This is a genomic window from Streptomyces lienomycini, assembly GCF_027947595.1.
GTDB lineage: Bacteria > Actinomycetota > Actinomycetes > Streptomycetales > Streptomycetaceae > Streptomyces > Streptomyces lienomycini.
Map to the genome: position 1 here is coordinate 4714205 of NZ_CP116257.1, position 23082 is coordinate 4737286.

Consider the following 23082-nt stretch of genomic DNA (forward strand, 5'->3'; position numbering starts at 1 on the left):
GGGTACCGGCCGCTCACCGGTCCTCGGCCGGGCGGGTACGCAGTGCCTCGGGCGTCACGGCGTTGGCCCTGGCGGCGTCGGCGAGGGCCTGCGCGGCGGCCTCGGCGGCCTGGGCCGTGTCGCTGGCGGCCTGGGCGGCGCCCTCGTCCGACGTCGGGTTCTCGCGGGTGGCGGGTGACTGCGGAAGCGCCTCGGTGAAGGCGCGGGACACTCCCTGGAGCGCGGAGGTGACCTCGCTGGGGATGACCCAGAACGTGCTGCCCTCGCCCTGCGCCAGCTGCGGCAGCACCTGGAGGTACTGGTAGGCGAGGAGCTTGGGGTCGGGGTCGTTGCGGTGGACGGCCTGGAAGACCTCGTCGATGGCCCGGGACTGGCCCTCGGCCTTGAGGATCTCGGCGGTGCGGTTGCCCTCGGCGCGCAGGACGGCGGCCTGCTTGTCGCCCTCGGCGGTGAGGATCTGCGACTGGCGCTGGCCTTCCGCTCCGAGGATCGCGGCCCGCTTGTCCCGCTCGGCCCGCATCTGCTTCTGCATCGCGTCCTTGATGGACTGCGGCGGGTCGATGGCCTTGATCTCCACCCGGTTCACCCGCAGCCCCCATTTTCCGGTGGCCTCGTCGAGCACGCCGCGGAGCTGGCTGTTGATGGTGTCGCGCGAGGTGAGGGTCTTCTCCAGATCCATGGAGCCCACGACATTGCGCAACGTGGTGACGGTCAGCTGCTCGACCGCCTGGAGGAAGCTCGCGATCTCGTAGAAGGCGGCGCGCGGATCCGTCACCTGGAAATACAGCACGGTGTCGATCTCGACGACCAGGTTGTCCTCGGTGATAACCGGTTGCGGTTTGAAGGAGACGACCTGTTCTCGCAGGTCGATCACCGGATAGACCCGGTCGATGTAGGGGATGACCAGGCTCAGTCCGGGTTTCAGCGTGCGGTGGTAACGGCCGAGCCGTTCGACGTTGCGGGCGCGGGCCTGCGGGACGATGCGGACCGCCCGCACGACGGTGAAGACCGCGAGCAGCGCGATGATCACACCGGCGATGAGGAACGCCGAAGCTTCCATGGTCACTCCCGGGGATAGACGAAGGCGGTGGTACCGCTGATCTCCATGACGTCGACGGTCGCGCCCCGGGGTATCACCAGCGTCTCGTCGTAGGAACGGGCCGTCCACTCCTCACCGCCGATGCGAACCCTGCCCTCCCTGCCCGAGACCTCGGAGACGACGTAGGCGGCTTTGCCGACCAGCGCGTCCACCCCGAAGCGCTCGGCCGGGGGCTGCAGGACGTGGCGCAGGGCGACGGGGCGCAGGAAGAGGAGGGCGACCGCGGAGACGACGGTGAACACCAGGAACTGAAAGGGCGTCGAAAGGCCGGCCGCCGCGGATCCGGACGTGATCAGCGCGGCCACGCCCAGCATTCCGAGCGCGGCGGTCAGGGTGAAGATCTCAGCCACGATCAGGACCGCCGAGACGATCAACCAGATCAGCCACGGATCCATGGGGACCCCCTTTTCGGCTTTCATTCAATTTTACCGTCATTCGGAAGAAGTGAACCCGTTCGTCACCCGGTGGAAGCGGCGGAAAGGGGCTCTTGCGGCGGGCCGCCGCGATGCAGTGGGCTGTCCCCCATGAGCAGACGAAGCATCGCCGCGCTGACCGCGGCCCTGGTGGCGGCCGGCCTCATGGCCGCCGCGCCCGCCCGTCCGGCGCGGGCCGCCGAGCCCGGTGCGGACGGCCCGGCACGGCCGGCGACCGAGCGCCTCCCGCACGGCATGGACCTCGACACGGTGACGATCCCCGAGTTGCAGGCGCGCATGGAGCGCGGTTCGCTGACCTCGTCGGCCCTGACCCGGGCGTATCTGCGCCGGATCGAAGCCGTCGACCCCAAGATCAACGCCGTGCTGCGCACCAGCCCGACGGCCCTGCGCCAGGCCGCCGCCAGTGACGCGCGGCACCGGCGCGGTGCGGCCCGCGGCCCGCTCGACGGCATTCCGGTCCTGCTCAAGGACAACGTCAACACCCATGACATGCCGACGACGGCCGGTTCGCTGGCGCTGGCGGGCGCCCCGCCCGACACGGACGCGGACCTGGTCAGGAGGCTGCGGGCGGCGGGCGCGGTGATCCTCGGGAAGGCCAACATGTCCGAGTGGGCCAACTTCCGCGCGGCCAGGCCGACGTCGGGGTGGTCCGCGGTGGGCGGGCAGACGAACAACCCGTACGTCCTGGACCGCAATCCCTGCGGATCGTCCTCGGGGTCGGCCGCGGCGCTGGCGGCGTCGCTCGCGCAGGTGGCGGTCGGCACCGAGACGGACGGCTCCATCGTGTGCCCGGCCGGGATGAACGGGGTGGTCGGTCACAAGCCCAGTCTCGGACTGGTCAGCCAGTCCGGGATCGTACCGATCTCCGCCGAGCAGGACACGGCGGGCCCCATGGCGCGCAACGTGATCGACGCCGCGCTCACCCTCTCCGTGCTCAGCGCCCACGACCTCGTGCGCGCCGACGGCGCCTCGGGCCTGCTGGACGCGGTCACCCGCCCCGGCACGCTGCGCGGCAAACGGATCGGCCTGTGGCGGCTGCCCTCGCTCGGCCGGGAGGTGGACGAGCTGATGACCGGTACGGCGGCGCGACTGCGTGCCGCGGGGGCCGTCGTCGTCGAGGTGACCCCGCCGTACCAGGACCGGCTGGCCGAGCTGGAGTTCCCGGCGCTGCTGAGCGAGTTCCACCGGGACATCGACGCCTACCTCGCCACCCGTGGCGGGCCCCGGGATCTCGCCGAGCTGATCGAGTTCAACCGCACGCACCCCGGCGAGCGGACCTGCTTCGCCGGTCAGGAGCTGTTCGAGCAGGCGCTGGCCGCGCCGCCGACCACGGACCCGGGCTACCGGGCCATGCGCGCCGAGTTGAAGGACCTCTCCCAGCGGTCGATCGACGAGACCATGGCCGAGTACGGCCTGGACGCCATCGCCTCTCCGGCGAACCCGCCCGCGTGGACCACCGACTGCGCACGGGGCGACAACGACGTGATCCCGTCCTCCACCCCGGCCGCCGTCGCCGGGTACCCGTCCCTGTCGGTCCCGGCCGGGTCCGTGAACGAGCTGCCGGTCGGGCTGCTCCTGATGGCCGGCGACCGTCAGGACGGCGAACTGCTGGCACTGGGGGCCGCGGTGGAGCGCCGGCTGGACGCCTGGCGGGCGCCGCGGTACCTGCCCACGTCACCGACCGGCGCCTGAAGCTCCGGCGTCGAGCACGAGGGCCGGCGCACACCCCCGTGGGCGTGCGCCGGCCCGTCGGGGTCACGCCGCGGCGCAGGCCCCGAGGTCTTCCCAGACGCCCCACTGGCCGGTGGTGCCGGGCTCCTCGCCGGTCACCCACCACTTGGCACGCCAGTTGTGGCCCCCGAGGGAGACGGTGTCGCCGCCGTTGTAGACGCTGCCGGCGTTCCAGACCGGGGCGGCGCAGGCACCCGGGTCGCCGTCGCCACCGCCGCCGTCACCGCCACCGCCGTCACCACCACCGTCGCCACCGCCGCTTCCGCCGATGTTGACGTCGATGCAGGAGTAGAAGGCGTTGCCCGTGTCCGCCACGTTCCAGACGGCCAGCACCTTCTGGCGGCCGGTGAAGCCGCCGAAGTTCACCTGGTGACTGACGTCCGGGGCGGGCTGCGCGCTGTGGCCGTCGAATTCGGCGATCTTCTGGTTGCCGATGAAGTACTGCCAGTTGGCGGTGGCGTGCCGCGCCGTGTGGTGCCAGGTGAAGGTGTGCGTCGTGCCGACCGGTGCGACCCGCCAGCCCTTGCTGTCGTCGTCGAGCTCGGCGAACTGGCTGTTCCCGCCGCTGCAGCTCTTCAGGCCCTTGGGGCCCTCGACGCTCTGCGGCTCGTACTTGATCTGGCCGCAGTCGACGATCCCGGCGGCGCACTGGTCCTGCCGACTGCCGGGTGAGGTCACCCAGCCGTGGGCGTTGGCGGTGCTCGCCGGAAGGCTGACGGCGAGCAGCGGAGCGACCAGCGCCCCGACCGCGAGGGCCACCCGTCTCTTGGTGCGCATGTCGTGCCCCTTTCCCGATGTCCCGATGTCCCGATGTCCCGATACAGGTCTAGACCTGACGACTTCAGGTCTAGACCATAGCGGCGAAGTCCGTTCGGTCAAGGGTTCGCGCAGCATCAACCGACGCACGGAGGCACTCACTTGGGCCGGCGGGCCCGTGGCGCAACTCGTTGCGCTATTGGTCTAGACAAGGATCCTCGTGATGGTTGAGAGTCGAATGGGCCGCCGCGCGTCTCCCTCTCCCCAGGGGCGCCGTCGGGCCCCGCCCCGTGCTGCGCGCCACCCCCACGGCCGCCCGATTCCCCGCGGTCGCTGCGCAAGAGAGGAGCCCCACCGTTGGAAGCGCTGGAAAAACGCAGGGAGCACGTGATCGCGCTCTTCCGCATCGTCGTAGGCCTGCTGTTCGCCTGCCACGGAGCCGCCACCCTGTTCGACGTCCTGGGCGGCCCGCACGGAGCCGCGCCCGGCTTCGCCGCATGGCCCGGCTGGTGGGCCGCGGTGGTGCAACTCGTCGGCGGCACCCTGGTCCTGTGCGGCCTGGCGACCCGTACCGCGGCGATCCTCTGCTCCGGGTCCATGGCGTACGCCTACTTCGTCGAGCACCAGCCCGACGGGCTCTTCCCCATCGAGAACGGCGGGGAATCGGCGGTCATGTTCTGCTGGTCCTTCCTCCTGGTCGCCGCCGTCGGCCCGGGACGCTGGACCCTCGCCTCCCGGCTGCGCCCCCGGCGGGGTGACGCGGGGCGGTCGGTCACCGGGACGCTGCCCACGGACACACCGACCTCCGCCTGAGCGGAGCGGGCGCGTGCCGTCCCCGCCGACGGACGGCACGCGCCCGGTGTGTCCAGGCGTGCGCCGTCGCACCGCCACGCCGTCACGCCGTCACGCTCTCCGCCGTCACGGCGTCACGACGTCGCCTGTCTCGCCGTCTCCCACGGTGCCGACCGTTCCAGCTGCGCCGCCAGGGCGAGCAGCGTCCCCTCCCCGCCGAGCCGGGCGGCGAACTGCACGCCGAGCGGCAGGCCCCGGCTGTCGTGGCCGAACGGGACGGACATCGCCGGCATTCCGGTGACGTTGTGGACGCTGGTGAAGGCGGCGTAGACGGAGGCGTGCCGGTAGATGGACTCCGGGTCGGCCGTGTCGAGGGTGCCGAGCGGCGGCGTCGGCCGGGCGAGGGTCGGGCTGAGCAGCACGTCGACCTCGTCGAAGGCGGCGCCGACCGCCCAGCCGATCTCCTGCGCCCGGCGCAGCGCGCGGCTGACGTCGGCGGCCGGAAGCGCGCGGTAGGCGTCGTACAGCACCCGGGTGAAGGGCTCGATGTCGTCGTCGGCCAGGGGCCTGCCGAGCCGGTCGAGACGGGCGTCGATCTGGGCGACCAGGTCGGCGCCCATCAGGACGCCCGAGGTGCGGCCGACGTCGTCGGGCCGGTACCGGGCGGTGGTCTCGACGACGTCGTGCCCCAGGCGTTCGCACAGCAGGGCCGCCGAGCGCGCCGCCCGCGCGCAGTCGGGGTGCACCTCCGGGCCGTCCGGCAACGCGGTGAGCAGGCCGATCCGCAGCCTCCCCGGGGCGCGCCGGGCCAGTTCCGCGAAGGGCGCGGCCGGCTCCGGTGCGGCGTAGGCGTCGCCGGGCAGCGGGCCGGCCGCGACGTCGAGGAGGAGGGCGCTGTCCCGGACGGTGGTGGTGACGGCATGGTGTCCGGAGACGAGCCCCGACAGGGTGGTGGGCCGGGGCGCGGGCGAGACGCGGCCGCGGCTGGGCTTGAGGCCGAACAGTCCGCAGGCCGCCGCCGGGATGCGGATCGAGCCGCCGCCGTCGCTGGCGTGTGCGACCGGGACCATCCCGGCCGCCACCGCGGCCGCCGAGCCGCCGCTGGAGCCGCCGGCCGAGTACGCCCCGTCGTGCGGGTTGCGGGTGGGGCCGTGGAGCGCCGGTTCGGTGGAGGCGTTGAGGCCCAGCTCGGGGGTGTTGGTGGTGCCGAGGACGACGGCGCCGGCCCGGCGGTAGCGGGCGACCAGTTCGCTGTCGCGGCGGGCGGTGACCTCGTGGAACAGTCGGCTGCCGCCGGTCGCGGGCAGCCCCTCGACCTCGGTGCCGAGGTCCTTGACGAGCATGGGCACGCCGTGCAGCGGACCGTCGGGCAGGCCTGCGGCGACCTCGGCGAGGGCGGCCTCGAACCGGGTGTGGATCACCGCGTTGAGCCCGGGGTCGAGCTTCTCGATGCGGGCGATGGCCTGCTCGGTGACGCTGCGGGCGTCGCACGCGCCGTCGCGTACGGCGGCGGCCGTGGCGACGGCGTCGAGGCGGCCCCCCGCGCCCGCCTCCTCCCTCTCGCGGCTCACGTCCCTCGCTCCCCTCACGCCACGTATCCGGCGGGCTTGCCCCAGGTCTCGCGCCGGGTGGTGCCGCGGTCGACCAGGACGCAGCGGGTGCCGGTGAAGTTGGTGGGCATGCACTTGTTGCAGTGGATGCACAGCGAGGGCGTGGCGGCGTCCTCCCGCATGCGGTTGACCAGGTCGGGCTCCCGCAGCAGGGCGCGGGCCATGGCGACGAACTCGAAGCCCTCGCGCATCGCGAGGTCCATGACGGGCTTGCCGGTGATGCCGCCGAGCAGGATCATCGGCAGCTTGACCGCGGCGCGGATCTGCCGGGCGTCCTCCAGCAGGTAGGCGTCGCGGTAGGGGTAGCTGCGCAGGAACCGGTCGCCGACCATCTTCACGCCCAGCTTCATCGGCTGGGGCATGATCTCGGCGAACTCCCTGAGCGGGGCGTCGCCCTTGAAGAGGTACATCGGGTTGAGCAGGGAGCTGCCCGCGGTCATCTCCAGGGCGTCGACGGTGCCGTCCTGTTCGAGCCACTGCACCACGGGGATGGCCTCGTCGAGCCAGAAGCCGCCGGGCACCCCGTCGTCCATGTTCATCTTGGCGATGACCGCGATGCGACCGCCGACCGCGTCGTGCACGGCCCGCATGATCTCCCGGGCGAAGCGGGCGCGCTTGGCCAGGCCGCCGCCGTAGGCGTCGGTGCGGTGGTTGACGCGGGGGCTGAGGAAGGAGCTGGCCAGGTAGTTGTGGCCCAGGTGCACCTCGACGGCGTCGAAGCCCGCCTCGACGGCGCGGCGCGCGGCCTCGGCGTGGGCCTCGGTGACGCGCCGGATGTCGTCGAGGGACGCCTCCTGCGCGAAGCTGAGGGTGGTGGCGTGGAAGTGCCGGGACGGCGAGAGGGCGGGGGCACCGTTGCCCTTGGGGTTGGCGACGGGGCCGCCGTGTCCGATCTGCGCGGAGACCGCGGCGCCCTCTGCGTGCACGGCGTCGGTGAGGACGCGCAGGCCGGGCATCGCCTCGTCGGTCCAGTAGATCTGGTGGCGGTCGGTGCGTCCCTCCTTGGCGACCGCGCAGTAGGCCACCGTGGTCATGCCGACGCCGCCGCGGGCGTAGGCGACGTGGAAGTCGACGAGGTCCTTGGTGACCAGGGACTTGTGGCTGAGCCCCTCGTAGGTCGCGGCCTTGATGACGCGGTTGCGCAGTTCGAGGGGGCCCAGCTTGGCGGGGGCCAGGACGTCGGGGGCGGCGGGGGTCGTGGCGGGGCTGTCGGGCGCGGCGGGGGTCTGGGGGGCGGTCACGGGTGGTTCCTCCTGGGTTCGGCGTGGTGGCAGGCGATCCGGTGGCCGGGCCGGATCTCCCGCGGGGCGGGTTCCTCGGCGGCGCACCGTTCGGTGGCCAGCGGGCAGCGGGTGCGGAAGCGGCAGCCCGAGGGCGGGTTCAGGGGTGAGGGCAGTTCGGCGGCCTGCCCCTCGGCGGCGGGCGGTCCGGCGGGTGCGGTGGAGCCGAGCTGGGCGTCGGGGAGGGAGGCGAGCAGCAGCCGGGTGTAGGGGTGGGCGGCCTCGTGCTGCATGCCGTCGGAGGGCAGCACCTCGCAGACCTTGCCGAGGTACATGACCATGACGCGGTCGCTGATGTTCTTCACCACGGACACGTCGTGGGCGATGAAGACCATGCTCAGTGAACGCCGCCGGGTCGTCGTCTCCAGGAGGTTGAGGATCTGCGCCTGCACGGACACGTCGAGGCTGGAGACGGGTTCGTCGCAGATCAGCACCTCGGGGTCGAGCATGAGGGCGCGGGCGATGCAGACGCGCTGGCACTGGCCGCCGGAGAGTTCGTGCGGCCGGCGCTCCCGTACGGTCGCGGGGTCGAGGCCGACGTCGCGCAGGGCGGCGTCGACGCGGGCGTCCCGGTCGCGGGTGTCGTCGCCGGGGCCCCAGATCGCCCGGCCCTCCCACACCAGGTCCTTGACCCGGCGGCGCGGGTTCAGGGCGGAGACCGGGTCCTGCATGATGATCTGCATCCGGGCGCGGGCGCGGCGCAGTTCGCGCGGGGCGAGGCCGGTGAGGGTGACGTCGCCGAGGCGGACGGTGCCCGTGTCGGGGGGTGGCAGCTGGATCAGGGAGCGGCCGACGGTGGACTTCCCGCAGCCGGACTCGCCGAGGATGCCGAGGGTCTCCCCCGCCGCGACCTCCAGGGAGACGCCGGAGACGGCGTGCACCTTCTGTCCGCGTCCGGCGGGGAACTCGACGACGAGGTCCGTCGCGGTCAGCGCGGGCGCGTCCCGGGTGGTGGTCATACGGTGGCCTCCTCGGCGGCGCCCAGCGGGTGGTGGCAGGCGACGAGCCCGCCGGCGTCGCGCTCGCCGGCGTAGGCGGTCAGGCGCGGGGACTCGGCGGTGCAGCGGTCGGTCGCCGCCTCGCAGCGCGGGGCGAAGCGGCATCCGGGGGGCGGGTGCAGCAGGTTGGGCGGGCGGCCCTCGATGGCGGGCAGCAGGGTGTGCGGGGGCAGGTCCAGGCGCGGGATGGAGGCGATCAGGGCGCTGCTGTAGGGGTGGCGGGGGCGGTCGAAGACGGCGGCGGTGTCCGCGTACTCGACCAGGCGGCCCGCGTACATGACGGCGACGCGGTCGGTGCGGCCCGCGACGGTGGCGAGGTCGTGGCTGATGAGGACGGTCGCCATGCGCAGTTCCTCGGCGAGCGAGTGCAGCAGGTCGAGGATCTGCTTCTGCACGGTGACGTCGAGCGCGGTGGTGGGTTCGTCGGCGATGAGCAGCCGGGGGCCGCAGGCGAGGGCCATGGCGATGACGACGCGCTGGCGCATGCCGCCGGACAGTTCGTGCGGGTACTGGCCGGCCCGCCGGGCGGGTTCGGGGATGCCGACCTGGCGGAGCAGGTCGACGGCCCGGTTCCGGGCGTCGGCGCGGCTGAGGCCGAGGTGCAGTCGCAGGCTCTCGGACAGGTGGACGCCGACCTTCTTGACCGGGTTGAGGGAGGTCATCGGGTCCTGGAAGACCATGGCGACCTCGGTGCCCCACAGCGCGCGCCGTCCGGCGGGGGTGAGGGCGTGCACGTCCTGGCCGCCGATCCGGACGGTGCCGGAGACGGTGGTGCCGGGCCCGTCGGTGATCAGGCCCATGAGGGTGCGGCCGAGCACGGACTTCCCGGATCCCGACTCCCCGACGATGCCGAGGGTCTCTCCTTCGGCCAGGGTCAGCGACACCCCGTCGACGGCCCGGACCTGACCGCGGGGCGTGTGGAAGGCGGTGCGTACGTCGGTGGCGTCGAGCAGCGGGGGTACGGCGGTGCCGTCGGTGGAGGGCGGTGCGGTGGTCGCGGCTTCTCGCTTCGGGGTCACAGTTTCACGCTCCGGGAGTCCCAGCGCCCGCGAGCCTTCTCGCCGACGATGTTGAAGGCGAACACGGTGAGGAAGAGGAAGGCACCGGGCACGAGCACGATGTGCGGGTGCTCCTCGAAGACCCGGCCCTCCCCCTCGGCGATCATGTTGCCCCAGGTGGGTTCCGGGGGCTGGATGCCGAGGCCGAGGAAGCTGAGGGAGGCCTCGGCGACGATGAGCACCGAGATCATCACGACCGCGAGGGACAGCACGGGCAGCAGTACGTTGGGCAGGAGTTCGCGCAGCAGGATGCGGGTGCGGGTGGCGCCCATGGCGCGGGCGGCGACGACGAACTCCCGGTTGGCGTAGGCCATGGTGGTGGCGCGGGCGAGGCGCACCATGCCGGGGATGGTGAGCAGGGCCAGGGAGAAGGCGACGTTGCGCAGGTGCGGCTGGAGCACGGTCGCGAGGGCGATGAGCAGGATCAGCGGGGGCACGGCGAGCAGGGAGTTGGTGGCGATGCCCACCGCCCGGTCGACGCTCTTCTGGAAGTACCCGGCGACCATGCCGATGGCCCCGCCGACCACGGTGCCGAGGGCGACGGCGGACAGCGAGATGAGCAGGGAGGAGCGGGCGCCGTAGAGGGAGCGGGCGAGCAGGTCGAGGCCGAAGGCGTTGGTGCCGAGTGGATGGCCGCCGGTGAACGTCGGGGTGGCGAAGACGGGTTCGGCGACGGTGCTGGCGACGTCGCGGTCCTCGGCGAGCGGCAGCCACGGCGCGCACAGGATGGCGAGGCCGAGCAGCAGCAGCCAGGCCGCGCCGAACCAGAACACCACGTCGAAGCCGGGCCCCGCCCACACCTTGCCGAGCCGGGAGGCCCCGGCGAGGAGCAGGCCGAGGCCGAGCAGTGCGACGGCGGCCTTGGCGGGCGTGACGAGTTGGGGCGTGGTCGCGCCGAACACCAGCAGGACCAGGCCGACGACGGTGAGGGCGGCGCCGGCGAGCAGGGGCGGCGGGAAGGCGGTCCGCGTGCGCGGAGCGAGGTCAGACATGGACACGTCGCGTCCTCGGGTCGAGGTAGCCGTAGGAGAGGTCGATGCCGGCGTTGATCACCACGTAGATCACGGCGATGGTGAGCACGGCGCCCTGGACCATCGGGTAGTCGCCCTGGCCGGCGGCGTTGACGATCAGTGTCCCCATGCCGGGCAGCGAGAAGAGGTACTCGACGACGACGGTGGAGCCGATCAGCCGGCCGAGGCTGAGGCCGAGCAGGGTGACCAGGGAGAACGAGGAGGGGCGCAGGGCGTCGGTGAACAGGACGCGCAGCGGGTTCATGCCCTTGGCGCGGGCGGCGAGGATGTAGTCCTCGCGCAGCGTGACGATCAGGTCGCCGCGCAGCACCCGGGTGAACATGGCGAGTTCGGCGAGCGCGACGGTCAGTGCGGGCAGGAACGCGTGGTGCAGGTTGCCCAGGAGGTCGCCGTCGCCGATCCGCACCCATGAGGAGCGCGGGAACCAGCCGGCCGAGTTGACCAGGACGAGGATCAGCAGCAGTCCGGCCAGGAAGCTGGGGACGGACAGGACGCCGAAGGTGCCGGCGCCGATGATCCGGTCGGCCGCCGAGCCCTCCCGGTAGGCCGACCACATGGCGAGCGGCACCGCGATCAGCAGGGCGATGAGGAGTCCGAGTGCGGCGATCTCGAAGCTGACGGGCAGGGCGGACAGCACCCGGTCGGCGACGTCGCTCTGCGGGGGGACGACGGAGCGTCCGAGGTCGCCGGTGAGCGCGCCGCCGAGCCAGTCGAGGTAGCGGCTGACCAGGGGCTGGTCGAGGCCGAGTTCGGTACGCAGCGCGGCGTACTCGGAGGGCGCCCGGCCGGCGCCGAGGATGTCGACGGCCGGGTCGCCGGGCATCAGGACCACCAGGGAGAAGACCCCGATGCTCGCGATGAACAGCACGCCGAGGAGTTCCAGCAGCCGTAGGGCCAGTCGGCGCAGTGCGGCGGGACTCATGGTTCCTCCAGATCTCTGCCCGGCGCCGCCGCCGGGCCCGGGGCCGCGGGGGTCACTTGCCGATCCAGGCCTCGCCGAAGAGGGCCATGTACTCGTCGGTCGGCACGATGCCGTGCACGTTCTCGCCCCAGGCGGTGAACGCGGCGCTGGCGCCGAGGTTGATGAGGGGGACGTCCTCGTTGAACAGCGTCTGGATGTCGTCGAGGACCCGCTGGGTCTGCGTCTCGTCGGCCGCTCCCTGGAGTTCGACGAGCAGTTGGTCCATCTTCGGGTTGGCGTAGGCGCCGGGGTTGCCGTAGCTCTTGGAGTTCAGGACGCTCTGCAGGCGGTGGTAGGGGTCGCTCTCGGAGACGCTGGCCGCGCCGCGGCTGATGTCGAAGTCGTGCTCCACGTAGGTCTTCGCGGTGCGGTCGGCGATGGAGGAGACGAGGTCCAGCTCCACCTTGAAGCCGACGCGCTCCAGCATCGCCTTGGTGACGACGGCCTTGGCCCGGGAGACGGGGTCGGTGCCGTCCATGTAGGTGAGGGTGCCGTCGTAGCCGTCCTTCTTGGCTTCGGCGAGGAGCTTCTTCGACTGGTCGAGGTCGATGCCGAGGGGCTTCACGTCGGAGTGCCAGCGGGACTCGGGCGGGAAGATCTCCTGGCCGGGCAGGCCCTTGCCGTCGTAGGCGCGTTCGGTGTCGAGGGCGGGGTCGAGGGCCAGGGCCATGGCCTTGCGCACCCGGAGGTCGGCGCCGGGCCGGCCCTCGCGGTTGTTGACGACGACCATGTTGCCGAGGCCGGTCAGGGTCAGCTCGCCCGGGTGGCCCGCCTTGACGGCGTCGTCGACCACGTCCGGGCTGCGCATGTAGGCGACGTCCGCGGTGCCGTCGTCGAGTGCTTCGAGCTTGGCGCGGTCGGACTGCGGCCAGGTGAAGCGCAGCGCGTCGAGGTGGGGCTCGCCCTTCCAGTAGTTCTTGTTCGCCTTGAGGACCATCTCCTCCTGGGGTTTGTACGAGCCCAGGGTGAAGGCGCCGGCGCCGATGGGTTCGAACTTCTTCCCGGCGTAGGCTGCGGGCGCCACGATCATGCCGGGTGCCTGGGCGAGCATGGCGGGGAAGGTGGCCCAGGAGTTGCGGAGGGTGAAGACGACGGTGGAGTCGTCGGTGGCGTCCATCTTCGCGAGGTTCGGGGCGAGCATGGTCGTGTCGGCGCCCTTGTTCTCCTGGTACCACTTGATGCTGCCGATCACGGCTTTCGCGTCGAGCGGGGTGCCGTCGGAGAACTCGACGCCGTCGCGCAGGGTGAGGGTCCAGGTCTTGGCGTCCTCGCTGGACCGCAGGGATTTCGCCAGCCACGGCACGTACGTGTGGGCGGCGGTGTCGTAGCGCATGAGGACGTCGTAGACGGCGGCGAGCGCGGAGCCGCCGGAGGCGCCGGTGGCGTAGGTGGCGGCGGGGCTGAGGCTGCGGGCCTCGGCGTAGTCGGCGAAGTGCAGGGTGCCGCCGCGGACGGGCTTGCCGCCCGTCGGCTGCTTGCCGATGGCGCCGAAGGTGTAGCGGCCGCGTTCGGCCTTCTGCTGCTCGCCGCCGGTGCTGCCCCCTTCGTCCGGTGAGACGCACGCGGAGGTGAGCATCGCCGCGGCGGCCAGGGCTGCGGCGAGTCGGGCTCGCGCCCGGGGTGCTCGCTTCATGTGTTCCTCCAGTAGTCCGGTGGGGGGAAGCGGTGTGGCGGTCCGGAGCCGGATCGGGTGGGTGGACGCTACGGCCGGCGAAATCCGGCCGACGTGACGCATCCCACTCACCGGGAGCCGGGTGGGAGGGCTCCGACGCGCGGGCGGGGTGGCCGTTCGGCGTCCGACCGTGCCGTGACACGGTGTCCCAGTGACCGGAACCGGCCGGGGAGCGATCCCCGGTCCGCGCCGAGACTGAGCCCGACCGCGGTCCCAGTGAGGTTCCCGACGCACCAGGAGTCCCGATGCCCAGCGACACGGATCACCGCTCTGCCGCCCTCGCCCGCGTGGCGGCGCTCACCGGCCCGGGCGGCCGGTTCGAGCTCGCCGAAGACGACGTGCTGGGTGCCCGGCTGCCGGTCTTCACCCACCGGCAGCGGGCGCTGCACGAGGTGCTGCACGCGTCGGTCGCGTATGCCGACCGCGACTACATCGTCACCGCGGACCGCCGGATCACGTTCGCCGGGCACGCGGCCCAGGTGGCTTCGCTGGCCCGGGTGCTGCGCGAGGAGTACGGCATCGCCAAGGGGGACCGGGTGGCCATCGGCGCCGCGAACTCCCCGGAGTGGATCCAGACGTTCTGGGCGACGGTGTCGATCGGGGCGGTGGCGGTCGGCTTCAACGCCTGGTGGTCACCGCGCGAGATGGCCCACGGGGTGGCGAACGCCGAGCCGTCGCTGGTGGTGGCCGACGCCCGGCAGTCGGCGAAGCTGGCCGACTGCGGGGTCCCGGTGGTCTCCCTGGAGGACGAGGTGAGCCGCTTCGCCGTGGCCCACCCGGACGCGCCGCTGCCGTCCGCCGACGTCGCCGAGGACGATCCGGCCGTGATCCTCTACACCTCGGGCACCTCGGGCCGTCCCAAGGGCGCTGTGCACACCCACCGCAACCTGCTGGCGGTCGTGGAGTACCACCGGCTGAACGACGCCCTGCTGCACGAGTTCGGCGACCCGCTGACCGCCGAGGACCGCGTCTACCTGCTCACCCTGCCGCTGTTCCACATCGCCAGCCTGCACAACCTCGCCGTGCCGCGGCTCGCCACGGGCAGCAGGATCGCGCTGCACCAGGGCGCGTTCGACGTGGACGCGGTCCTTGCCCTGGTCGAGCGGGAACGCGTCACCAACTGGGGCGCGGTGCCCACGATGGCGCACCGGCTGCTCGAACACGGCGGCGCGGACCGGTACGACACGTCGTCGCTGACGGCGTTCGCGCTGGCCTCGGCGCCGTCGACGACGGCGTTCAAGGAGCGGCTGCGGCGCGAGCTGCCGTTCGCGAAGGACTCGCTCGTGGACAGCTACGGGCTGACCGAGTCGTGTACGGCGATCGCGGCGGCGAACCCGCAGGAGCTGGCGGCCGCCCCCGGCACCCTGGGCCGGCCCGTGACCGGTGTCCGGCTGGAGATCCGCGACCCGCTCGGCGAGGTCCTCGGCGAGGGCGAGGAGGGCGAGGTGTGGGTGCGCAGCATGTACAACATGCTGGGCTACTGGCGCGACCCCGGGGCCACCGCCGACACGATCGGCGCGGACCGCTGGCTGCGCACCGGGGACCTGGGGTGCCTGCGCGAGGGCCGGCTGTTCCTCGTCAGCCGCCGCTCGGACCTGATCATCCGGGGCGGCGAGAACATCTATCCGGCCGAGATCGAGACGGTGCTCGTCGAGCACCCGGACGTGTCCGAGTGCCTCGTCATCGGGACGCCGCACCCCGATCTGGGCCAGGAGGTGGCCGCCGTCGTGGTGCTCCGGCCGGGGGCGGAGGTCACGGAGGAGGCGCTGCGGGAGTACGCGGCGAGGGAACTGGCCTACTTCAAGGTGCCCCGGCGCTGGCGGCTGACCGACGAGGCGCTGCCGCGCAACGCGACCGGGAAGGTGATCCGGCACTCGGTACGGCTCTGAGGGCCGGAGACGACGGTGCCCCGGCGGCGCGCGGTGCGCGGCCGGGGCACCGTCGTGTGCCGGTGGGGGTCTGTGGGGGTGGCTCAGAAATGCGCGGGTTCGCGGAGCGTCGCCTCGGCGCCTCCGTCGACGTAGACGACCTGCCCGGTGATGTGCGTGTTGTCGTCACCGGCCAGGAACAGGACGGCGCGGGCCACGTCCTCGGGCCGGAGGTAGCCGTTGAGCGGCATCGGGACGGCGGTGTCCATGACCTTCCTCATCTCCGGGTCGTCGAAGATGCCCGCGCTCATCGGGGTGAGCACGATGCCGGGTGCGACGACGTTCACGGGGATCCCGGCGTCGGCCCAGCCGTCGGCGACGGCGGTGCGCCGGGCCCACTGGGCGAGCGCCGCCTTGGACGAGGGGTAGAGGCGGCGGGCGTGGCCGTCGGCGACGGCGCGTTCGGCATGGGTGAGGGCCTTGTCCTCGTCGTCGGCCAGGCAGGCGGCGACGACGTCCGGGTCGGTGGGCCGGGTGCCGGAGATGGAGCCGATGAGGACGACGCGGGGCTGCCGGGCGGCGGCGAGGGCCGGGCGCAGCGCCGTGACGAACTCGGTGGTGCCGAAGTAGTTGACGGTGACCATCGCGGTGCCGGGCACGGAGGTGCCGGCGCAGGTGACGACCGCGTCCACGACGCCCCCGGCCGCCTCGGTCGCCGCGGCGGCGGCTGCGGTACGGCCCCGCGGGGTGGACAGGTCGGCGTCGATCTCGCCGCCGCGCAGGTCGACGCCGATGACGCGGTCGCCCCGGGCGCGCAGGAGGTCCGTGAGGGCGGCACCGATCCCGGAACCGGAACCGGTGACGACGACGTTGCGGGGCATGGGGTCTCCTCAGGTCGGCCGATGAAGTGCGGGCACGCTAGTCGGCCCGCTCGCGCGAGGTCGCGTCCACTCCCGGTGACCGGGCTGCGGGGCGAGCAGGAGGCGGCAGGCCAGCCGGATGCCGTCGTGCGCGTCCTGGGGCGAGGAGCGTTCGTACAGGACGGTGACGAGCAGTCCGTACCAGGCCTGCTGCAGCAGGCGGGCCACGCGGCGGTCCCGCTCGGTGGGGTGGCTCACGCCTGCCGTGCGCAGCATCAGATCGGCGAGGAGCTCGTCCGTGCGGCGGGGCGGGCCGCTGTCGTCGGCGGAAGCGGCGTTGTTGGCCCGCATCATGGCGAGGGCCAGCAGCGGCTGTTCGAAGAGCTGTCGGCTCGCTCGGGTGAGCAGGTCGGTCACGGCCTCCACCGGTCCGGTGCCGGGCGGCGGGGGCGGTGTGTCGGCGTCGAGCCGGAGTACCTGGGCGTGCATGACGGCGGCGAACAGGTGCGTCTTCGAGGGGAAGTAGCGGTACAGGGTGGCGATCGCGACGCCGGACTCCCTGGCCACGTCGTGCATCTGCACCCGTTCGAGGCCGTGTTCCGCGCCGAGGCGTGCCGCGCTCCGCAGGATCCGGGCGTGGCGCTGGCGCTGTCTGGCCGAGGTGGGGCGCGCGGGGGCTCTCTCGCCGCTCGTTCGGGGCACGGTCAGGTCGTCCTTCCGTCGGCCGTCGATGTTTTCGCGTGCCGTGCGGGCTCGGTGCGCGGCGTTCCGGTCAGTGGGATCCGGCCGCCTGCGGCGCGGGGCGCGGACTTGGATGGCCCTTCGCCCGCCCCTCACACCCCCTCCCGTCTGTTCGCGTCCGAGAGAGGTGCCCCCATGCGGATCGGCATCACCAGTCCCGTCGTCACGGCCGTACCCGGTGTCCACTCCCCGTGGGAGCGCGGTGCCGGCATCGAGGAGCTGGGGGCGGTCGCCGAGGCCGCCGACCGGCTCGGTTTCCACCACCTGACCTGTTCGGAGCACGTGGCGGTGCCCGCGGAGGTGGCCGAGCAGCGGGGCGGGACCTACTGGGACCCGCTGGCCACCTTCGGGTACCTCGCCGCCCGCACCCGCCGCATCCGGCTCGCCACCCAGGTCCTGGTGCTGGGCTACCACCACCCGCTGGCCCTCGCCAAGCGCTACGGCACGCTGGACCGGATCTCCGGCGGTCGGCTGGTGCTCGGGCTCGGCGTGGGGAGTCTGGAGGAGGAGTTCCGGCTGCTCGGCGCTGTCTTCGAGGGGCGGGGCGGGATCGCCGACGACGCCCTCGCGGCGCTGCGGGCCTCGCTGTCCCGCCGGGAACCGGCCTATCACGGGGAGCACTTCGACTACGAGGGGTTCGTGGTGGAGCCGCACGCGGTGCAGGAGACGGTGCCGCTGTGGATCGGCGGCCGTACGCCGCGTTCGCTGAGGCGGGCGGTGGCGTACGGGACCGGCTGGGTGCCGTTCGGGCTGCCGCTGGACCGGCTGCGCGAGATGGTCGACGCGGCGCCGCTGCCGGAGGGGTTCGAGGTGGTGCTGAGCGCGGGACGCCCGTTGGATCCGTCCGGCGACGCGGACGCCGCGGCGCGGGCGCTGCGCGAGGTGTCCGCGGCGGGGGCGACGCTGGTGAGCGTGTCGCTGGCGGCGGAGTCGGCGGCCCATTACGTGGAGCAGTTGGAGGCGCTGGCGAAGATCGCTGGTCTCGCGGCGGACGAGGAGGCGACGGCGTGAGCGAGCGACTGCCGGACGACGTCGAAGCGCGGCTGCGGCGTCTGGAGGACGAGCGGGACATCGCCAGGATGATGGCCTCCTACGGGCCGCTGGTCGACGGCGGCGACGCGGACGGTGTCGCCGCGCTGTGGGCGTCGGACGGTGTCTACGACATCGACGAACTCTTCCTCGCGGGCCGGGAGCAGATCGGCGCGATGGTGCGGTCCGCCGCGCACCGGGGCTGGATCCGGCAGGGCTGCGCGCACGTCGTGGGACCGCCGCACATCACGGTCGACGGCGACGAGGCGGTCGCCGTGTGCCACTCGCTGATGGTGGTGCACGAGGGGGGCCGGTACGTGGTGCGCCGGGCCACCGCCAACCACTGGCGGCTGCGCCGTACGGACTCCGCCCCCGGGTGGGAGGTGGTCACCCGCACCAACCGCGTCCTGGACGGGCGCCCGGAGTCCCCGGCACTGCTGGCGGGCGGGGTGCGCGGGGAGCGGGCCGAGGGCTGACCGGGTTGCCCACGGACGGGGGCGGTGACGACTCGTCACCGCCCCCTTCCGCGTCGTGCGGCCCGGTCAGCGGGCGCCGTACACCGGCTGGGGCGTCTCGGCGGCGGCCAGGAGCCTGGTCGCCGTCTCCCCCGCCTCGGCCGGGGTCCAGCGGGCGCCCTTGTCGGCGGTGGGGCCCGGGCGCCAGCCCTCCATCACGGTGATGCGGCCCGCCTCCGCCTCGAAGACCCGGCCGCTCACCCCGGCCGAGGCCGCCGAGCCGAGCCACACGACCAGCGGCGACACGTTCTCCGGGGCCATCGCGTCGAAGCCGCCCGCGCCGGGCGCCGCCATGGTCTCGGCGAAGGTGTCCTCGGTCATCCGGGTGCGGGCGGCCGGGGCGATCGCGTTGACCTGGACGCCGTAGCGGCCCATCTCTGCGGCGGCCACCAGGGTCAGTCCGACGATGCCCGCCTTGGCCGCGGAGTAGTTGCCCTGGCCGACGCTGCCGAGCAGCCCCGCTCCGGAACCGGTGTTGATCACGCGCGCCTCGGGGACGCGGCCGGCCTTGGCCTCGGCACGCCAGTGCGCCGCCGCGTGCTTCAGCGGCAGGAAGTGGCCCTTGAGGTGGACGCGCATCACCGCGTCCCAGTCGTCCTCGTCCAGGTTCACCAGCATCCGGTCGCGCAGGAAGCCCGCGTTGTTGACCAGGGTGTCGAGCCGGCCGAAGGAGTCGAGGGAGGCGGCGACGAGGGAGGCCGCGCCGTCGCCGGTGGCGATGTCGCCGCCGTGCGCGACGGCCTCGCCGCCGGCGGCGCGGATCTCCTCGACGACCCGCTGGGCGGGGCCGTCGCCCGCGCCGGAGCCGTCGAGGCCCACGCCGAGGTCGTTGACGACGACTTTCGCGCCCTCGGCGGCGAACGCGAGGGCGTGGGCGCGGCCGAGCCCGCGGCCCGCGCCGGTGACGGCGACGACGCGGCCGGCGCACAGGGCGGTCGGTGAGGTCATGAGGGTGGTCCTTTCGGGACGGGCCGGGGTGGTGCCGTACCGCTCAGTGGCACGGGGCACTCCCCCGGCGTTCGTATCACTGCTACCTTCTGCCTAACAAACGTTTGGTGGAAAGGTAGCTGATCTGCTCATGGGTGTCTCCACCTCCGCCCCGCACAAGGGCGTCGCCGTCGTCACCGCGGACTTCCCCCCGGTCAACGCCCTGCCCGTGCGCGGCTGGTACGAGCTGGCCGCCGCGGTGCGCGCCGCGGGCTCCGATCCCGAGGTGCGCTGCGTGGTGCTCACCGCCGAGGGCCGCGGGTTCAACGCGGGCGTGGACATCAAGGAGATGCAGCGCACGGAGGGGCACGGCGCGCTGATCGGCGCCAACCGGGGCTGCTTCGAGGCGTTCGCCGCGGTCTACGAGTGCGAGGTGCCGGTGGTGGCCGCCGTGCACGGCTTCTGCCTGGGCGGCGGCATCGGCCTGGTCGGCAACGCGGACGCGATCGTGGCGTCCGACGACGCGACCTTCGGGCTGCCGGAGCTGGACCGCGGCGCGCTCGGCGCGGCCACGCACCTCGCCCGGCTGGTCCCGCAGCATCTGATGCGGGCCCTGTACTACACCTCCCGCACCGCCACGGCCGAGGAACTGCACCGGCACGGCTCGGTGTGGCGCGTGGTTCCGCGCGAGGAACTGCGGGCGGCCGCGCTGGAGTTGGCCGGTGAGATCGCCGCCAAGGACGGGCAGCTGATCCGGCTGGCCAAGGCCGCCATCAACGGCATCGACCCCGTCGACGTACGCCGCAGCTACCGCTTCGAGCAGGGCTTCACCTTCGAGGCCAACCTCAGCGGAGTCGCCGACCGCGTACGCGACACCTTCGGCACCCACACCTCCGGCACCGACACCTCCGGCACCGACAAGGAGCAGCGAGCGTGACCCAGGACAAGACGATGACGGCGGACGACGTCGTCGGCCGGCTGCGCAGCGGCATGACGATCGGCATCGGCGGGTGGGGCTCGCGCCGCAAGCCGATGGCCCTGGTGCGGGCGCTGCTGCGCTCGGACGTCACCGATCTGACGGTGGTGTCGTACGGCGGTCCCGACGTCGGCCTGCTGGCGGCCGCGGGGAAGGTCCGCAAGCTGGTCGCGGCCTTCGGCACCCTGGACTCCATCCCCCTGGAGCCGCACTTCACCGCCGCCCGGCAGCGCGGGGCGTTCGAGATGGTGGAGCTGGACGAGGCGATGCTCATGTGGGGCCTGACCGCCGGGGCGCAGCGGCTGCCGTTCATCCCGGTTCGGGCCGGGCTCGGATCGGACGTGATGAAGGTGAATCCCTCGCTGCGCACGGTCCGTTCGCCCTACGACGACGGTGAGGAACTGGTGGCGGCACCGGCCCTGCGCCTGGACGCGGCCCTCGTCCACCTCAACCGCGCCGACGTGCACGGCAACGGCCAGTACCTGGGCCCGGACCCGTACTTCGACGACCTGTTCTGCGAGGCCGCCGACCACGCGTACGTCTCCTGCGAGCGCATCGTGGACACCGCGGACCTGCTCAAGGAGCACGGCCCGCAGACCCTGCTGGTGAAGCGTCTCTTCGTGGACGGTGTCGTTCAGACGCCGAACGGCGCGCACTTCACCTCCTGCGTCCCCGACCACGACCGGGACGAGGACTTCCAGCGCGCCTACGTCCGGGCCGCCCGCGATCCCGAGGCGTGGCAGGCGTTCGAGGCGCGGTTCCTGTCCGGGGACGAAGCCGCCTACCAGGCCGCCGTCGCGGCGTTCCACCAGGGCCAGCAGGACCAGCAGGAGGAGGAAGCATGAGCGTCACCGAGACCGGCCTGCCGGCCGCGACCCGCGCCGAGTACTGCGTGGTGGCCTGCGCCGAGGCCTGGCGCGGCGACGGGGAGGTCCTCGCCAGCCCGATGGGCACCGTCCCGGCCATCGGGGCGCGGCTGGCGAAGCTCACCTTCTCGCCGGACCTGCTGCTGACCGACGGGGAGGCGCTGCTCATGGCGGACGTGCCCGCGGTCGGGCAGCGTCCGGGGGCCGTGGAGGGCTGGCTGCCGTTCCGCCAGCACCTGGCGCTGACGGCCACCGGCCGCCGGCACGTGATGATGGGCGCGAGCCAGCTCGACCGGTACGGCAACCAGAACATCTCCTGCATCGGCGACTGGGCCCGGCCCACCCGGCAGTTGCTCGGTGTGCGCGGGGCGCCGGTCAACACGCTGAACAATCCGACGAGTTACTGGGTGCCGAAGCACTCGGCGCGGGTGTTCGTCGAGCGGGTCGACATGGTCAGCGGCGTCGGGTACGACCGGGCCGCGGCGGCCGGCCCCGCCGCGACCCGCTACCACCGCATCCCCGAGGTCGTCACCAACCTCGGCGTCTTCGACTTCGAGACCCCCGACCGCACGATGCGGCTGCGCTCCCTGCACCCCGGGGTCACCGTCGAGCAGGTCACCGCGGCCACCGGCTTCGCCCTCACGGTCCCCGACGAAGTGCCCTTCACCCGGGAGCCGACGGAGGCGGAGCTGCGGCTGATCCGCGAGGTCGTCGACCCGAAGGGGCTGCGGGAGCGGGAGGTCCCGGCGTGAGCGCGCCGGGCGACGGAGCGTTCGTGACGCCGCTCACCGAACTGACCGGGGTGCGGTACCCGATCGTGCAGACCGGGATGGGCTGGGTGGCCGGTCCCCGGCTGGTGTCCGCCTCCGCCGACGCGGGGGCGCTCGGCATCCTCGCCTCCGCGACGATGTCCGTGGAGCAGTTGCGGGCGGCGGTGCGGGAGGTCAAGTCCCGTACGGACGCCCCGTTCGGCGTCAACCTGCGGGCGGACGCCGGGGACGCCGCGGACCGGGTACGGATCATCGTCGACGAGGGCGTGCGGGTGGCGTCCTTCGCGCTCGCCCCGTCCAAGGAGCTGATCGCGCGGCTCAAGGACGCCGGTGTCGTGGTCATCCCCTCGGTCGGCGCCCGGCGGCACGCGGAGAAGGTCGCCGCGTGGGGCGCGGACGCGGTGATGGTGCAGGGCGGCGAGGGCGGCGGGCACACCGGGAACGTGGCGACGTCGGTGCTGCTCCCCCAGGTCGTGGACGCGGTCGGCATCCCGGTGATCGCGGCGGGCGGCTTCCACGACGGGCGCGGTCTGGTGGCCGCGCTCGCCTACGGGGCGGCCGGCATCGGGATGGGCACCCGGTTCCTGCTCACCTCCGACAGCACCGTCCCGGCGGAGGTGAAGGCGAAGTACCTGGCCGCCACGGTCAAGGACGTCACGGTCACGACGAAGGTCGACGGCATGCCGCACCGCATGCTGCGCACCGCGATGGTCGACTCGCTGGAGCGGGCCGGCCGTGTGACGTCGAGCCTGCGGGCGCTGCGGCACGCCGCGGCCTTCCGGAAGGAGACGGGTGCGAGCTGGCCGAGGCTGGTGCGGGACGGACTGGCGATGAAGCACGGCAAGGAACTGACCTGGGGCCAGGTGCTGCTGGCCGCCAACACCCCGATGCTGCTCAAGGCCTCGATGGTCGAGGGGCGCACGGACATCGGGGTGATGGCCTCGGGTCAGGTGGCGGGCCTGATCGACGACCTGCCGTCCTGCACGGAACTGGTCGGGCGCATCATGAACGAGGCGCAGGCCGCCCTGAAGTCGCTGCCCCGGTAGACCGCTTGGGGCACAGGCGAGAGGGGGCGGCCGGGAGATCCGGACCGCCCCCTCTCGCTTGT

22 protein-coding genes are annotated in these 23082 nt (G+C 73.1%); 9 read left to right on the forward strand and 13 right to left on the reverse strand.

All coding sequences use genetic code 11. From position 1 onward, the window contains the following. Window positions 1-13 precede the first annotated feature (13 nt). The gene (locus BJ961_RS21365; protein WP_271414403.1) at window positions 14-1060 is read right to left on the reverse strand and encodes an SPFH domain-containing protein; all 1047 of its coding nucleotides are present in this window, start codon (window positions 1058-1060) and stop codon (window positions 14-16) included. 2 nt (window positions 1061-1062) lie between these two features. Further along, complete coding sequence (locus BJ961_RS21370; protein ID WP_271414404.1) at window positions 1063-1494, reverse strand: NfeD family protein; 432 nt, start codon at window positions 1492-1494, stop codon at window positions 1063-1065. 129 nt (window positions 1495-1623) lie between these two features. Between BJ961_RS21370 and BJ961_RS21375 the strand changes: the two genes are divergently transcribed. Beyond that, window positions 1624-3225 carry an amidase gene (locus tag BJ961_RS21375; RefSeq protein ID WP_271414405.1) on the forward strand — a complete coding sequence of 534 codons (1602 nt, stop codon included), beginning with the start codon at window positions 1624-1626 and terminating at the stop codon, window positions 3223-3225. 63 nt (window positions 3226-3288) lie between these two features. Here the strand turns inward: BJ961_RS21375 and BJ961_RS21380 are convergent, their stop codons facing one another. Beyond that, complete coding sequence (locus BJ961_RS21380) at window positions 3289-4041, reverse strand: lytic polysaccharide monooxygenase (protein WP_271414406.1); 753 nt, start codon at window positions 4039-4041, stop codon at window positions 3289-3291. A 336-nt stretch (window positions 4042-4377) separates the two neighbouring features. On the opposite strand from BJ961_RS21380, the gene BJ961_RS21385 reads away from it, so the two are divergent. Continuing rightward, window positions 4378-4833 (forward strand): DoxX family protein, encoded by a 456-nt coding sequence (locus tag BJ961_RS21385; protein WP_271414407.1) that lies wholly within the window; start codon window positions 4378-4380, stop codon window positions 4831-4833. A gap of 113 nt (window positions 4834-4946) precedes the next feature. On the opposite strand, the gene BJ961_RS21390 is transcribed toward BJ961_RS21385, so the two are convergent. Genes BJ961_RS21390 through BJ961_RS21420 form a run of 7 tightly spaced genes read right to left on the reverse strand, consistent with a single transcriptional unit; the run spans window position 4947 to window position 13383 of the window. After that, window positions 4947-6383 (reverse strand): amidase, encoded by a 1437-nt coding sequence (locus BJ961_RS21390; RefSeq protein WP_271414408.1) that lies wholly within the window; start codon window positions 6381-6383, stop codon window positions 4947-4949. A gap of 14 nt (window positions 6384-6397) precedes the next feature. After that, window positions 6398-7663, reverse strand: coding sequence for an NADH:flavin oxidoreductase (locus tag BJ961_RS21395; RefSeq protein WP_271414409.1), 1266 nt, complete (start codon window positions 7661-7663; stop codon window positions 6398-6400). Beyond that, complete coding sequence (locus BJ961_RS21400; RefSeq protein WP_271414410.1) at window positions 7660-8661, reverse strand: oligopeptide/dipeptide ABC transporter ATP-binding protein; 1002 nt, start codon at window positions 8659-8661, stop codon at window positions 7660-7662. Before BJ961_RS21400 ends, BJ961_RS21395 begins: the two co-directional genes overlap by 4 nt. Further along, a complete protein-coding gene (locus tag BJ961_RS21405) occupies window positions 8658-9719 on the reverse strand; it encodes an ABC transporter ATP-binding protein (protein ID WP_271414411.1) in 1062 nt (353 codons plus the stop codon). Before BJ961_RS21405 ends, BJ961_RS21400 begins: the two co-directional genes overlap by 4 nt. Further along, window positions 9716-10750, reverse strand: coding sequence for an ABC transporter permease (locus BJ961_RS21410; protein WP_271414412.1), 1035 nt, complete (start codon window positions 10748-10750; stop codon window positions 9716-9718). The genes BJ961_RS21405 and BJ961_RS21410 overlap by 4 nt, the downstream gene beginning before the upstream one ends. Then, entirely contained in the window at window positions 10743-11711 is a 969-nt protein-coding gene (locus BJ961_RS21415) for an ABC transporter permease (RefSeq protein ID WP_271414413.1), read from the reverse strand. Before BJ961_RS21415 ends, BJ961_RS21410 begins: the two co-directional genes overlap by 8 nt. Before the next feature lie 52 nt (window positions 11712-11763). Continuing rightward, entirely contained in the window at window positions 11764-13383 is a 1620-nt protein-coding gene (locus BJ961_RS21420; protein WP_271414414.1) for an ABC transporter substrate-binding protein, read from the reverse strand. A 284-nt stretch (window positions 13384-13667) separates the two neighbouring features. Here BJ961_RS21420 and BJ961_RS21425 point away from each other — a divergent pair, with 284 nt between their 5' ends. Beyond that, entirely contained in the window at window positions 13668-15311 is a 1644-nt protein-coding gene (locus BJ961_RS21425; protein ID WP_271414415.1) for a class I adenylate-forming enzyme family protein, read from the forward strand. An 83-nt stretch (window positions 15312-15394) separates the two neighbouring features. Here the strand turns inward: BJ961_RS21425 and BJ961_RS21430 are convergent, their stop codons facing one another. Both BJ961_RS21430 and BJ961_RS21435 read right to left on the reverse strand, forming a co-directional pair. Further along, window positions 15395-16171, reverse strand: a complete 777-nt coding sequence (locus tag BJ961_RS21430) for an SDR family oxidoreductase (protein WP_271414416.1) — start codon at window positions 16169-16171, stop codon at window positions 15395-15397. A 9-nt stretch (window positions 16172-16180) separates the two neighbouring features. After that, on the reverse strand, window positions 16181-16852 hold the full coding sequence (locus tag BJ961_RS21435) for a TetR family transcriptional regulator (protein WP_271414417.1): 672 nt from the start codon (window positions 16850-16852) through the stop codon (window positions 16181-16183). Window positions 16853-17026: 174 nt separating this feature from the next. Between BJ961_RS21435 and BJ961_RS21440 the strand changes: the two genes are divergently transcribed. Both BJ961_RS21440 and BJ961_RS21445 read left to right on the forward strand, forming a co-directional pair. After that, complete coding sequence (locus BJ961_RS21440) at window positions 17027-17902, forward strand: TIGR03619 family F420-dependent LLM class oxidoreductase (RefSeq protein WP_271414418.1); 876 nt, start codon at window positions 17027-17029, stop codon at window positions 17900-17902. Then, window positions 17899-18396: a nuclear transport factor 2 family protein gene (locus tag BJ961_RS21445; protein WP_271414419.1), complete on the forward strand. Its 498-nt coding sequence runs from the start codon at window positions 17899-17901 to the stop codon at window positions 18394-18396. Before BJ961_RS21440 ends, BJ961_RS21445 begins: the two co-directional genes overlap by 4 nt. Window positions 18397-18462: 66 nt before the next feature. On the opposite strand, the gene BJ961_RS21450 is transcribed toward BJ961_RS21445, so the two are convergent. Next, a complete protein-coding gene (locus BJ961_RS21450; RefSeq protein WP_271414420.1) occupies window positions 18463-19383 on the reverse strand; it encodes an SDR family oxidoreductase in 921 nt (306 codons plus the stop codon). Between the two features lie 130 nt (window positions 19384-19513). On the opposite strand from BJ961_RS21450, the gene BJ961_RS21455 reads away from it, so the two are divergent. Genes BJ961_RS21455 through BJ961_RS21470 form a run of 4 tightly spaced genes read left to right on the forward strand, consistent with a single transcriptional unit; the run spans window position 19514 to window position 23020 of the window. Continuing rightward, entirely contained in the window at window positions 19514-20299 is a 786-nt protein-coding gene (locus BJ961_RS21455) for an enoyl-CoA hydratase family protein (protein WP_271414421.1), read from the forward strand. Between the two features lie 14 nt (window positions 20300-20313). Next, window positions 20314-21183 (forward strand): CoA transferase subunit A, encoded by an 870-nt coding sequence (locus tag BJ961_RS21460; protein WP_271417123.1) that lies wholly within the window; start codon window positions 20314-20316, stop codon window positions 21181-21183. Then, the gene (locus BJ961_RS21465; protein ID WP_271414422.1) at window positions 21180-21956 is read left to right on the forward strand and encodes a CoA-transferase subunit beta; all 777 of its coding nucleotides are present in this window, start codon (window positions 21180-21182) and stop codon (window positions 21954-21956) included. Before BJ961_RS21460 ends, BJ961_RS21465 begins: the two co-directional genes overlap by 4 nt. Then, a complete protein-coding gene (locus BJ961_RS21470) occupies window positions 21953-23020 on the forward strand; it encodes an NAD(P)H-dependent flavin oxidoreductase (protein ID WP_271414423.1) in 1068 nt (355 codons plus the stop codon). The genes BJ961_RS21465 and BJ961_RS21470 overlap by 4 nt, the downstream gene beginning before the upstream one ends. Window positions 23021-23082: the final 62 nt, after the last annotated feature.

Bases quoted from the DNA above. Each gene is read 5' to 3' on its own strand.
- BJ961_RS21450 (WP_271414420.1), bottom strand. From the start codon at position 19,383: ATGACCTCACCGACCGCCCTGTGCGCCGGCCGCGTCGTCGCCGTCACC.
- BJ961_RS21370 (WP_271414404.1), bottom strand. From the start codon at position 1,494: ATGGATCCGTGGCTGATCTGGTTGATCGTCTCGGCGGTCCTGATCGTG.
- BJ961_RS21460 (WP_271417123.1), top strand. From the start codon at position 20,314: ATGACGGCGGACGACGTCGTCGGCCGGCTGCGCAGCGGCATGACGATC.
- BJ961_RS21440 (WP_271414418.1), top strand. From the start codon at position 17,027: ATGCGGATCGGCATCACCAGTCCCGTCGTCACGGCCGTACCCGGTGTC.
- BJ961_RS21380 (WP_271414406.1), bottom strand. From the start codon at position 4,041: ATGCGCACCAAGAGACGGGTGGCCCTCGCGGTCGGGGCGCTGGTCGCT.
- BJ961_RS21400 (WP_271414410.1), bottom strand. From the start codon at position 8,661: ATGACCACCACCCGGGACGCGCCCGCGCTGACCGCGACGGACCTCGTC.
- BJ961_RS21425 (WP_271414415.1), top strand. From the start codon at position 13,668: ATGCCCAGCGACACGGATCACCGCTCTGCCGCCCTCGCCCGCGTGGCG.
- BJ961_RS21430 (WP_271414416.1), bottom strand. From the start codon at position 16,171: ATGCCCCGCAACGTCGTCGTCACCGGTTCCGGTTCCGGGATCGGTGCC.
- BJ961_RS21375 (WP_271414405.1), top strand. From the start codon at position 1,624: ATGAGCAGACGAAGCATCGCCGCGCTGACCGCGGCCCTGGTGGCGGCC.
- BJ961_RS21415 (WP_271414413.1), bottom strand. From the start codon at position 11,711: ATGAGTCCCGCCGCACTGCGCCGACTGGCCCTACGGCTGCTGGAACTC.
- BJ961_RS21465 (WP_271414422.1), top strand. From the start codon at position 21,180: ATGAGCGTCACCGAGACCGGCCTGCCGGCCGCGACCCGCGCCGAGTAC.
- BJ961_RS21365 (WP_271414403.1), bottom strand. From the start codon at position 1,060: ATGGAAGCTTCGGCGTTCCTCATCGCCGGTGTGATCATCGCGCTGCTC.
- BJ961_RS21410 (WP_271414412.1), bottom strand. From the start codon at position 10,750: ATGTCTGACCTCGCTCCGCGCACGCGGACCGCCTTCCCGCCGCCCCTG.
- BJ961_RS21455 (WP_271414421.1), top strand. From the start codon at position 19,514: ATGGGTGTCTCCACCTCCGCCCCGCACAAGGGCGTCGCCGTCGTCACC.
- BJ961_RS21420 (WP_271414414.1), bottom strand. From the start codon at position 13,383: ATGAAGCGAGCACCCCGGGCGCGAGCCCGACTCGCCGCAGCCCTGGCC.